The sequence below is a fragment of the Bacteroides neonati genome, from assembly GCF_000499785.1.
Taxonomy (GTDB): Bacteria; Bacteroidota; Bacteroidia; order Bacteroidales; family Bacteroidaceae; genus Bacteroides; species Bacteroides neonati.
In genome coordinates this window covers 70,318-83,040 of record NZ_HG726025.1, presented here as the reverse complement: position 1 = coordinate 83,040, position 12,723 = coordinate 70,318, and the positions used below count along the sequence as shown (strand labels likewise).

Here is a 12,723-nt window from a genome sequence, read left to right as displayed (position 1 = left end):
TATTAACTTTGTAATAGATATAGATAGATAGCTTATGAAATGGTCCATCAAACACCTACCTAAACGAACACAGGAAGAGTTAAACGTCTTAATGGAACTCATTGTGCACAATGTGCCGTGGTACAATATGATTGTGCTGTATGGCAGTTATGCACGGGGTGGCTATGTCTTGTGGGATCAAAAAGTGGAGTTTGGCGTGAACACCGCTTATCAGAGCGATTATGACTTGATGATTATCGTTCCGAAATCAAAAATGAAGTATACGGAAGACAGATTGGGCTCGAAAGCGACTCCCAAATATCATAAAATATTTGCCCGCAGACGACACGCTTCGCCGCAGTTCATCATCGAAGATATCTCCAAACTCAACAAAGAGCTAGAAAGAAGCCAGTATTTCTTCACCGATATCGTGAAAAAGGGTATCAAGATATACGAAACCAAGGAGTTTCAGTTAGCCAAACCCCGCGAATTATCCTTTAAGGAGATCAAAAAGACAGCCCAATTTGAATACAATATTCACTTCCCGAATGGCGAAACCTTTTTAGACATAGCATATTCTATGCTCGAGAAAGGGAAATACAAGATCGGTTCTTTCGAGTTACTTCAAGCCTGCAGGCGATTTTATAGTGCCATCAGTTTGGTATTTACCAACTATTGCCTCAAAAGCCATAAATTAAAGAAGTTGGGAGTACGCATTAAAGAGTATTCGAGAGAGTTAATCACCGTTTTGCCGACCGATACTGATTTTGAAAAAAGGTGTTTTTGATCTACTCTATCGTTCCTACATCGAAGTCCGCTATAACAAAGATTTCACCATCACCCGGGAAGAGCTGACCTATACGCTCCAAAAAGCCGAACGCCTAAAAGAGACAACCCTATGTATTTGCACGGAGAAGATAGCCTCTTACGATGCGTTAATCATTGACTGAAAGAGCGTTGACGAAGTTGAGAAATACATAAGTAATGCCCAAATAACAATCGTAAATAAAAGCCGTACAAGCCCGCAAAAAGAAAAAGGCGAACGTGAGTGGAGATCAAATAAAAAAAATAAAACATTGATTAATAAGCACTTATAAACCACATTCTAAAATAGAACGGGCATATTATTCTTTGCTTGCAAAAGAACGATTTTAAGGATGAGTTAACTACGTACTCTTACGATCAATGAAAACGTACTCTTTGATAGCAAAAGTACGTACTGTTGCATCCGCTTATAAATAGATGCCGGGATGAAATTGTTATTTGTTAACTTTAAATGAATGGTAACTGCTTGGGGAAAAGCCTATTGGCTGGAGCGATATTTTAGAACATTCAGATCAATTCATTGGAGCGCATTTATAACTATAATCCCACTGAAGGGCTGACTCCCGAAAAAAGATAAAATGTATTATTACCAACTTATATTTTTTGTTATTGAGAGTATTTTTAAATTACTTCACTTCTTCGAAGTCGGCATGATATATCTATCAGCAACTTGCGTACACGTGTTGCAAATATAACGCAAACCCGAAAATAAGCATCCATAAGCAACAACAACACTTGTTCACAAAAGTACGATTTTTAGTCATAAACAACGGGATGTAAACGCATAAAAATCAAAAGAAAGCGGTAATTTTAACAGATTCTTCTGTTTTTATCTCTATTTTTGTATATAATATTGAAATATGCATCTGAATAATAAACAAATCAATTGCATCAGTAAATATAAACAGGGAAAATTGACTAACAATATAAAAAGAGTAACATGAAAAGAATAACAACATTCATTGCCATACTTTTATGTGCAACAATAGGGTTTGCCAAAACGAAACAAAGCAACCAACAAGCTCCAAAAGATTCAGTTTTAAATAGAATAGATAGCCTTGTTCAAATAACGAACGCTTGGCTAGAACAAATAGAACTTGACTACTCTCTGAAGCAACGTTATAAGTTATATCAGACAGAAAATATATACACCCTACTCCAATTAGATACTAAAACAGGAATGATAGAACAGGTTCAATGGTCTTTAGACTCAGAAAACGAAGGTAGCGTAACTATAAACAACGATGACTTGAATTTTGGATTTGATCATGGTTTTGGAAGTTTTGAACTATATCCCACAAAAAATATGTACCAGTTTATTCTACTGGATAAAACAAGTGGAAGAAAATGGCACGTTCAATGGGGAATGAAAACAAAGGAACGTTGGATTAGAAGAATATATTAGTATCTTCACAAAAGTGATATATGAGAGTAGAAATATCTATCAAGAACGTTTGTTCTTTGGAGTGAACGATGACGGAATAATTGTAGGGTCGGAAAATCCGCAAGCCGATGCAGATTTTATCAGCAAAACAGTCAAAGCAAGACTAGACCCTGTGCCGGAAGTACAACTTATCCCGATAGAACATGAAGGGCATATTCTAATTGAAGTGAAAGTAAAGGCAGGGATGCTGACACCTTATTACTATTACCAAGACGGAACACGTATTGCCTATACAAGAGTGGGTAATGAAAGTGTGGAATGTAACTCCCAACAATTACTTTCGTTGGTTTTAAAGGGCATGCACATGATATGGGATTCACTTCCTACCCAAGTGGACACCAGCAAACATACTTTCGTTATACTACCAATACATTCCGTAAGCAAACCCATCAGGAATGGAATGACAAATATTTGGAATCATTCGGACTGGTCACATCAGACGGTAAACTGACTAATGCCAGACTGCTGTTTGTAGGCAACTGCACCGTATTCCAATCACGTATTTTCTGTACCTGTTGGACTGGCTTGTATAAGGATGATGCTATCAGTTCTGTAGAGCATCGGGCAAACCTTGTGTTGCTCTTAAAATACGGAAAGGACTTCATCAAAAACTATACTATGAGTGGCTGGGTAAAAATGCCTAACTATCGCCTTAACCTACCCGACTATTCCGACCGAGCCATCTTTGAAGGATTGGTAAACCATCTTATCCATAAAGATTACACAGTAATGGGTGGTGAAGTACATATCGACATCTATGATGACCGTGTAGAATTGGTATCACCCGGTGCAATGCTTGACGGTACACAGATTCAAGACCGTGACATATACAAAGTACCGTCCACGCGTCGTAATCCTGCCATTGCGAATATATTTACGCAATTGGACAAAATGGAGAAACGTGGCTCGGGCTTGCGAAAAATGCGAGAGCTTACGGAAAAACTTCCAAATTTCCTGCAAGGCAAGGAACCACAATATCAAACGGAAGCGACTTCTTTCTTCACGACTTTTTATAATCTGAACTGGAACGAAAATAGTAGAATACCTGTGGAAGAAATGGGCGAGAAGGTAAATAGTACCATCAAAAAGTACCCTACAAACGAAGAAAGTTCGGTCAAAAAGTTCGGTGTAAATGCGGATAGGTTCGAGACACATCAGAAACACCGATGAAAGTCAGTAAAACTGCACAAAAGATAATCGACCTCGTTATTTCTGATCCATCAATCACAGCCGATAATATGGCTAACAAGGTTGGTGTAACTTAACGCGCTATAGAGAAAAACATCAAGAGCCTTAGGGATATGGGAATTTTGACTCATGAATGTTCTGATAAGACTGGCTACTGGCACATCATCATTAACTCTCAAACTGAACAATAAACCTATGGGATTTCCATTCATACCACTCGCTGCCATTATTGCCGTTCTGCTTATCGCCTTTCTATTTGCTTCTTTGCCGCAGGTCAGCACTAAGACACGGGCTAATGCGCTTTACGCTATAGCCATCTTGATACTATTAGCCATTATTCCTATTTAGTGAGTATATGGCTAAGCATACTCGAAATTCAAATAACAATTACCTGCTTGTCCTAATATTCGATATTGCAGTAGGGTATTTCTGTATGTAGATTGCTGCTTTGCTGAAATTCAACGTTCTTAAACGAAAAAACCAAGCATTGGAAAAAGCCTTGACAGAAAAGCAACAAGAAAATGTATCAATCCTACTGGAACGTCAAAACAAAAGCAACAAGCTCTTCAGTGAGAAGAACTTGAATGGTTGGCAGATAAAATCAAGATGTTCACTGAAGAAGTGCAGAAAGCGATTCTTGCCAGTGCTTGTACATTTGCAGAATATGACTTGATAGTTGCTCCTCCGATTACCATACAATCAAAAGACACTTGCAGTCAACAAGAACTTATGTATTTTGTCTGCACTGTTTTTTCAATATGGACAAAAAACGTAGTGATATTGTAAGTTTCTTATTTCAGGTCTTTCCTCTCTATTTTCCTGCTGGAGAAAGTACATTAGCTAAAAAGATGCCGGGATTGGAAAAGGTAAAAGAGAGAAGGGAGAAAGAAAATCAATCCAAGTAAATTTTCCGATATATACATTGAATTATATTTCAATATAAAGTTGTTTTTCGACATATATTTGTTAGAAAAATATTATAATTGGAATAGAGTTTCGATTATAATGATTACCTTTGTATTTAAAACATATCATAGAACGTATGAATAAAGACATAAATCGTTTGAAGGTGGTTTTAGCAGAAAAGAAACACACCAATAAATGGCTAGCAAAACAGTTAGGAAAAGATCCGGGAACTGTTTCAAAATGGTGTACAAATACCATGCAACCGAACTTGGAAACGTTGGTCAAGATTGCAGAATGTTTAGACGTGGATGTGAAAGATTTACTTTGGTCAATAAAAGAATAAAATAACGAATGAACATATTTTCATTTTTTGCAGGAGCTGGTTTTTTGGATTTAGGATTCGAATTACAAGGTGGTTATAATATTGTTTTCGTGAATGAATTTCACGAAGCTTTTAATCGTATTTATCGTTATGCAAGGCAAAATATAGGATTGCAAGAACCTAGATACGGCCACCATATAGAAGATATAACTGAATATATTGATGGAGAACATGAAGACAGACTTCAAAGACTTATAAATTGGGTAGAAGAATCGAAAGAAGAAGAACTTACCGGCTTTATTGGAGGTCCTCCATGCCCCGATTTTTCTGTAGCAGGGAAAAATAAAGGACGCGATGGAGAAAATGGCAGGTTATCTGGAACGTATGCGCAACTGATTTGTACAGCACTTCCGGATTTTTTCCTTTTTGAAAATGTTAAAGGACTATATAGAACTGCAAGACATAGGCAATTCTTTGAAGACTTGAAACAGCGATTTAGAGAGCATGGATATTCTTTAACTGAACAACTTGTAAACTCCTTAGAATTCGGAGCAGCACAAGATAGAGATAGAATTATATTAATAGGATTTCACCAAGATGCCGTTGATAGACTACATCTTCAAACTGATGGCGGAGTTTTAACAAATTTCCCTTGGGAAGCGCATAAACGATATAACCTGAAAGAAATAAAAAGTCTTCCCTGGCCTAATAAATCTCCCTATCAAGAAAACACCCCTATACCTATGCCTAATGGTATTATAGCAGAATTGACCACACAACATTGGTGGACGGAAAATGACGTCACACATCATCCCAATGCCAATATGTATTTTCAGCCACGTGCAGGAATTGTAAGATTTAGGACAAAAGAAGAAGGTGATGTGGAAAAGAAATGTTATAAACGTCTGCATAGATGGCGATATTCTCCAACCGCCGCCTATGGAAATAATGAGGTTCATATACATCCCTTCCTGCCTCGAAGAATATCTGTTGCAGAATCACTGGCAATCCAATCATTACCTGCAAATTTTATTCTGCCAAAAGATATATCACTAACAGACGCCTTTAAGACAGTTGGAAACGGAGTTCCTTTTGTATTAGCAAATGGCATAGCAAACTCTATTAACGACTATGTTAATCACATAAATAATTAGTCTATGGCTTTAACTTTAGAACACTTCTTAAAATTAATCGACGAATTACCCAAAAAGGTTAATCTAGATTATGTAAAAGCTGGAACAAATAAAATTCAGCTTGATGCTGTGGACCATGCTGAAGAATACATATCAGCGACAAAAGTTGATACAGAAAAAGGTTCTACGAAAAGTGCCAATATAACAACGGAAAATCTCCGTATGTTTGTAAATAAGGTTGTTGAAAACAAGCCTTTACATATAGAATCTGTTTGGAATGGTTCAGGAAGTGCCCGTTCTGCATGGGAGGCTTTATTTGCTCACACATCAGAATTTTACACGCATTTCTCAAAAGGAAGAAAACACTTGGTATGGATTCCGACCCATCCTCACCCAGCAGGAAAAATAACGGTTTTAACAAAAGAGTTACTTGATTATCCATCCACTAACAGGAATACATCAGACGAACAGGTATATAAGCATATAGACATCATTACCGCCATCAAGACCAAGCCCTTTCTTTTGCTTGCCGGCATATCCGGTACAGGTAAGAGCCGCATTGTTCGTGAACTCGCCCGCGCGTGTTGGGACGAAGATTCTACCGAATACAAAGCTCAGAAACCTAAAAATTTTGAGATGATTCAAGTAAAACCTAATTGGCACGATTCTACTGAACTCATGGGATATGTGAGTCGTGTCAGCGGAAGCCCCATATATATAATTGGCGATTTCTTAAGATTTATCACACAGGCTTGGGAGAACTTAGATGTACCTTATTTCCTTTGTCTGGATGAAATGAATCTTGCTCCTGTAGAACAATATTTTGCAGAATTTCTTAGCGTGATAGAATCTCGCAAAAGTAATGAAGGCGGCACGATTACAACTGATCCTATCTTAAAGAAAAGTACGGAAGATTGGTATCGAGTATTGACTGCCGAACTGACAGGAGACAATGAAGCATTAAGGAACCGCTTTTTGGAAGAAGGCATTATCATTCCACAAAATCTAATTGTAGTGGGTACGGTAAACATGGATGAAACAACTTTCTCTTTCTCCCGAAAGGTGCTTGACCGTGCCATGACCATAGAAATGAATGAAGTGGATTTGTATGCCGGATTGGACAGCAAATATGAACGCATTGGCAAACTGAATGGTAAAATGCTTATCAGTACAGCCATAGAAGGTATGGATGTATATGCTGATAACGAGGATGTTTGCAATAAGGTATTGACCTATTTGCAAGCTGTGAATGATGTCCTTAATGGAACACCGTTCAAGATTGCCTATCGTACAAGAAACGAGTTCTTACTTTATGTGGTAAACAACTTGCCTTACAACATGGATGAAAACGGAAACGAGTTCAGTGAGGATGAGGTCATAGCAACAGCATTGGATGAAATTACAAGCATGAAAATCTTATCGCGCATTGAAGGTGATGATACAAAAGTCAGGCATTCACTTCTTGAAAGGCTTATTATTACTATTGAAACGCAGTTGTTGGCATTAACCGGAGAAGATAAGAAAATAGAATCTGTTTCCATAGCCAAACTGAAAGAAATGCAAGAACGACTGTCATCCGGTTATACAAGTTTCTGGGGCTAAAAGCTATCAGACATCTGCAAGAAACTATGGAACTGCTTACTATAAAACACCAGGATTTTGAAATGATTGTCGAATGCACAAAGTTCGATGACATTTGGCGCAAGGCTAAGAGTAATGTGGGAGAAGAAGGCTTACACTCGACTTACTCTTGGTCAGAAGGAGTAGCATCTGTTACTCTAAGCAACTATATCGGAGAAGAAGTTACGATTGAGAATAACCAAAAAGCTCCTGCCATATTTTTCGACAATGCCGATTATCCTATTTGGTTGGAATTCAAGGGCTATGTAAAAAAGGCTCAGTTTGGTTCTATTCTCCAGAGTGAAAATGAAAAATTCACTTTTCGCAGACAAATATTGGCCGGTTTCTTGAATTATGGCAATGAGGTTGGGCGCAGTGAAATACAGCTCATATATCAAGTAGGAACAGAAACCCGCAGTTTTGTTTTCTCCTTTGAAGTGTTAAGCACAAAGCTCAACTATCATGAGCATTGGAAAGTCATTATCGAGGATATTGAGCAAGAGTACAGAATGCTTTCACTTGATTATATGCGAAGAACCTTTCATGGCTTTTCGCCCGATACAAGCGGAGAGACTCCGGAAATAATTTGGTGGAGTGTATTTGCCAATGAACAACAGAAATTCATAAAGGCTTGCAAGAATATCATTGACCGGCCACGACATCGCTTGCACGGAAAGGAGACGTATAAGCGTGCTGATAGGCTGACATTCATCCCCACTTGTATAGAAAACGAACTGGCGGAACACAGACAAGACAGTTCTCATCTATATCGTGTGGAAGAGTGTGTCTGGACAAATGACACACAGGAAAACAGATTCTTGAAGTTTGCACTTGGACAAATTACCAGCAAATATGAAGCCTTGAAGAAACGTATAGAGATTGTCAAGAATGCTTCTGACGTAATGAAAGCCAATATGCAAACAACATTGACAACACTGAAACGTCTACAACGAAATCCCTTTTTCCGCACCGTGGGAAATTACAAAGGAATGAGCCAAGAAAGTTTGATTCTGCAAAAAGCAACCGGATATAGTCGGGTCTATCGCACATGGAGCCTGCTCCAACGTTCCTATTCACTTAATGATGGTATATATCGCTTGCAGACCAAAGATATAGCCACGCTTTATGAAATTTGGTGTTTCATAGAAGTAAGTCATATTGTAAAAGAGAAACTGAACTTATCCAATGAAAATGTAGACCATAGAAACCGTATGGAAATGAATGGTCTGTTTACATGGAATTTGGGCACAGGAGAACATTCTCGCATCCTTTTTAAGAAAGATGGTATAGAGCTGGCAGAACTTATTTATAACCCTAAGAGTTCGGAACGTGAGAACAGGTCTGTCGGCATAAAAGATTTGGTAGTGCCAACTGTACCTCAAAAGCCGGATATTGTGTTGCAACTTACCAAGAGTGATTTGCAAAAGGGCATGAAAATGACTTATCTGTTTGATGCGAAATATCGTATTGATGGAAAAGATAAAAATGGAGTAGATGTTCCACCCGAAGATGCAATCAACCAAATGCACAGATACCGTGATGCTATCTATTACAAAGATTGCCAATCGAATACTTTGAAAAAAGAAGTGATAGGTGGTTATATCCTATTTCCAGGTGATGGCGAACCAACTGACATTGCCGTATCTAAGTTCCGTAAGACTATAGATGAGGTAAATATTGGAGCATTCCCACTCCGACCCAAAGACACTCATAACCGACTACTTTTAGAGCAATTCATAGAAGAACTTATTCAAAACAAATCGCATGAAACAATATCGAAAGTGATACCACAAAAGGGCGCATTATTGCAAGTCCCTAATCGCCTCCTTGTTGGCTTGGTTGGAAACAGTTCGAGACCTGGATATACACAAAGTTTCCTTGATGGTAATGCGACTTTATACTATACCGGGCCGAAATTCCCTACAACCATTGCATTGCATGATCTCCATTACTTTATACCTTATATAAAAGGTGAAGGTGTCCGTGATATATATGAGATTGTCCGTGTAAGGACTATAACAGGGAAAGAAGCCAAGCAAATAGAAGGAGAAAGCGCAACCGATGATATGCGTTTGGCATTCGAATTGCGTTTTAGCCGTAAACTATTCGATAATTATCATTCGATTAATACCCATAAACTCATCAACTATACATTTATAGATACTTCATTTGATAAAATGGAAGAGTGGATGACAGTAGATAAGTTATAGCTGTTTTATAATCAGCAAACACAATGGGATATTACGTTATTTGATAAATAAGAATTTGCGTAAACTTAAAGTTTATTATGGTGCAAACAATAAAAATAGATTGGAAGAATTGTTATGGTATTAAGGAGCTCAACCATGAATTCCAGTTTACTTCCGGTAAACAAATACATTTGATTTATGCCCCTAATGGCTCGATGAAAACATCTTTTGCCAAAACCATGCGCTATTTATCAGGGCAGTCCAAAGAGAAGCCGTGTGACAAACTACACGATAAGGACGAATCGAACTTCATACTAAAAGCGAACGACTTGGAGTTGCCTAAGGAAAATATATTCGTAGTAAATGGGGATGATGATATTGATTGTTCAAAGTCATTTGTGAATTTCCTTGCAAGCTCAGAACTAAAAAATAGGTATGACTCTATATATCAACAATTGTCAGAGAAGAAAGACCTCCTAATGAGTAAACTAAAAAATGTCTCTTTAAGTTCTGATTGTGAAAAGGAAATATTCGGTACTTTCAAACAAAATGAAATTGACACTATCTTTAGTATACTTGAGCGTTTAACCAACGAAGTCAAATCAGGTCTTCCAAAGTTTGAGTTTAGGTATAATGATGTATTTGACACCAAAGAGAATGTCAAGAAATTTACAGAAGCTAATAAAGACAACCTAAATGTGTATATCGAAAATTACAATAGACTTTTAGGAGCTTCTAAACTATTCCGAACCGTAGAAGGTCATACATTTGGAACGTATCATGTAGCACAATTACAACAGTATGTTTCTGATGGTTCATTTTTCGGTGTTAATCATAAGATTGTACTTCAAGACAATACGGAATTGTCATCCGAGAAAGAGTTACAAGAACTTGTTGATAACGAGCAACAACGTCTCTTAAAAGACAAAAATTTAAAGAAAGCGTTTGATAAAATCACAAAAGCGATTGACAAAAATATCGAATTGAGAGGCTTTAAGTCTATTTTGAACAATCATCCAGAATGGATACCTGAAATCATCAACTATGAAGTATTCCGTAAGAAAGTTTGGTTAGGATATTTAGCAGACAATGAGATAAAGCCGCTGTTTGATGCTTATATACAAGTTTATAATAAAAATAAAGAGGCACTACAACAAGTCTTAAAAGAAGCTAACTCGCAGCAAGAGAGATGGGAACAAATTATTGCCCTTTATAATACACGCTTTCATGTTCCAATAAAAGTTTCTATAGCCAATCAAAAGGATATTATCCTCAAACAAGAAGCAGCGAAACTACAGTTTTCTTATATTGAGACTCCAAGTACAGAAACAAAAGTAGAGAAAGAAGTCCTAGAGAAAATCCTTAGTCGAGGCGAAAAACGAGCCTTCATTATCCTGCAATTTCTCTTTGAAATGGAAGCACGTAAGACAATGGATCATGATACGATTCTAGTTATGGATGATATAGCTGATTCATTTGATTACCAAAACAAATATGCGATAGTAGAATATATTAAAGATATTGTTGTAAATAGTAGCAATAAGTTCTATATACTTGTGCTGACTCATAATTATGACTTCTATAGAACATTGTCTTCTCGCCTTAGCCTATTCCAGCCAAATCTCTGGATGGCGGAACGTTTAGCTAATGGTAAGGTTATCATCAATCAAGGCCAGTATAAGGGTAATGTATACACTAATGCTTTTATCGATCATGATAATGACGATAAAATATTTATAAGCATGATTCCTTTTGTTAGAAATTTGATAGAATATACTAAAGGGGAAAGCGATACCGATTACACAACATTAACCGAATGCCTTCATAGAAAAGCAAATACACGAACTATAACAATTGAGCAGGTGATAAATATTATGATTGATTTTACACAAGGTAGAGGTATGAAACGCCCGAAATCAGCAGGTAAAATTTACGACCTAATTATGCAAACTGCAGATAATATCATAGCTGAAGATAATCCTAACCAAGTACTAATTGAGAATAAGGTATGCTTATCTATTGCCATAAGACACTTGGCAGAAAATTATATGCACGACAAAATGATAGCTGCAGGTAAAAGTGAGGAAGATTTAGCCGTAACAGGTAATCAGACAGGGAGGTGGACAGGTCAATTTAAAAAAGTCTGTCCGAGAGATGCTCATTACACTACTATAGAGCGTGTTAATATGATAACCCCTGAACTAATTCATGTAAATAGCTTTATGTTTGAGCCTCTCATAGATATGTCTATATATCATTTAATTCAATTATACAAAGACTGTAAAGACAAACTCAAATAAACGGAATGGCTGATGTACTAACCAAAGAACAGCGTCATCGTAATATGGCTGCTATACGTGGAAAGGGCACGAAACCCGAAATGCTGGTGCGGAAATTCCTTTTTAGCCATGGTTTCCGCTATCGGCTAAACCATCCACGTCTACCCGGTCATCCTGATATAGTGCTTCGTAAATACCGAACAGCTATTTTTGTGAATGGTTGTTTTTGGCATGGTCATGATAATTGCAGATACTTTCGCCTGCCTAAAACAAACATTGACTTTTGGCAAAAGAAAATAGAACGAAACAAAGAGCGTGATAAAAAAGAACAATGCCAGCTTGCAACTATGGGCTGGCACTACATCACAATTTGGGAGTGTCAACTAAAACCTAAAGTCCGCATGCAAACACTTGAATCATTAGTTTATACTTTAAATCATATTTTTCTTGAAGACAGGAAAATCAAAGCATATAAAATTGTGGAAAACTATGATAGCCTCATGGTTGCTGAATCAGAGGTAGCATACGGAGAAACGAATAAATAATAAATATAGACATTAAAAAAATACTTGGTTCTAACTTTAGATTTTTCATAAGTCATTTCCTTCAAATGCTGATATTTCTCCTTCACCGCCCGATACAATGGTGTAATTACCTCTTGGCATATTCTTTTCGTTATAAATGGTTTATATCAATCTTAGTTGTATCTTTTCGCCAAATAAGATGTGATGCAAATATATCGCAAATAAGAGATAAAAAAAGTCCATAGAAAACACATAGCAACCATGAACCCCACAAACGCAAAAAGCGTGCAACTCATTGAGCTGCACGCTTTTAT

General features: G+C 37.2%; 9 protein-coding genes and 2 pseudogenes. All 11 read left to right on the top strand.

All coding sequences use genetic code 11. The features are described from left to right. Positions 1 to 34 precede the first annotated feature (34 nt). A complete protein-coding gene (locus TY03_RS16620; protein WP_316929673.1) occupies positions 35 to 766 on the top strand; it encodes a DNA-binding protein in 732 nt (243 codons plus the stop codon). Beyond that, positions 747 to 929 carry a hypothetical protein gene (locus TY03_RS23135; RefSeq protein ID WP_316929672.1) on the top strand — a complete coding sequence of 61 codons (183 nt, stop codon included), beginning with the start codon at positions 747 to 749 and terminating at the stop codon, positions 927 to 929. Before TY03_RS16620 ends, TY03_RS23135 begins: the two co-directional genes overlap by 20 nt. Positions 930 to 1,744: 815 nt before the next feature. Further along, positions 1,745 to 2,209, top strand: coding sequence for a hypothetical protein (locus TY03_RS16615; protein ID WP_042372005.1), 465 nt, complete (start codon positions 1,745 to 1,747; stop codon positions 2,207 to 2,209). A gap of 49 nt (positions 2,210 to 2,258) precedes the next feature. Next, positions 2,259 to 3,627 (top strand): annotated as a pseudogene (locus tag TY03_RS22245) (ATP-binding protein); the annotation flags it as partial. A gap of 4 nt (positions 3,628 to 3,631) precedes the next feature. After that, positions 3,632 to 4,341 (top strand): annotated as a pseudogene (locus TY03_RS16605) (hypothetical protein). Positions 4,342 to 4,478: 137 nt separating this feature from the next. Beyond that, a complete protein-coding gene (locus TY03_RS16600; protein ID WP_042372004.1) occupies positions 4,479 to 4,685 on the top strand; it encodes a helix-turn-helix transcriptional regulator in 207 nt (68 codons plus the stop codon). A gap of 8 nt (positions 4,686 to 4,693) precedes the next feature. Beyond that, positions 4,694 to 5,818 carry a DNA cytosine methyltransferase gene (locus TY03_RS16595; protein WP_042372002.1) on the top strand — a complete coding sequence of 375 codons (1,125 nt, stop codon included), beginning with the start codon at positions 4,694 to 4,696 and terminating at the stop codon, positions 5,816 to 5,818. A gap of 3 nt (positions 5,819 to 5,821) precedes the next feature. Next, complete coding sequence (locus TY03_RS16590) at positions 5,822 to 7,399, top strand: McrB family protein (protein ID WP_230201996.1); 1,578 nt, start codon at positions 5,822 to 5,824, stop codon at positions 7,397 to 7,399. A gap of 26 nt (positions 7,400 to 7,425) precedes the next feature. Continuing rightward, positions 7,426 to 9,627, top strand: a complete 2,202-nt coding sequence (locus TY03_RS16585) for a DUF2357 domain-containing protein (RefSeq protein WP_042372000.1) — start codon at positions 7,426 to 7,428, stop codon at positions 9,625 to 9,627. Positions 9,628 to 9,704: 77 nt separating this feature from the next. Beyond that, positions 9,705 to 11,906 carry an AAA family ATPase gene (locus TY03_RS16580; protein ID WP_042371998.1) on the top strand — a complete coding sequence of 734 codons (2,202 nt, stop codon included), beginning with the start codon at positions 9,705 to 9,707 and terminating at the stop codon, positions 11,904 to 11,906. A gap of 5 nt (positions 11,907 to 11,911) precedes the next feature. Further along, positions 11,912 to 12,430: a very short patch repair endonuclease gene (locus TY03_RS16575; protein WP_042371996.1), complete on the top strand. Its 519-nt coding sequence runs from the start codon at positions 11,912 to 11,914 to the stop codon at positions 12,428 to 12,430. Positions 12,431 to 12,723 lie beyond the last annotated feature (293 nt).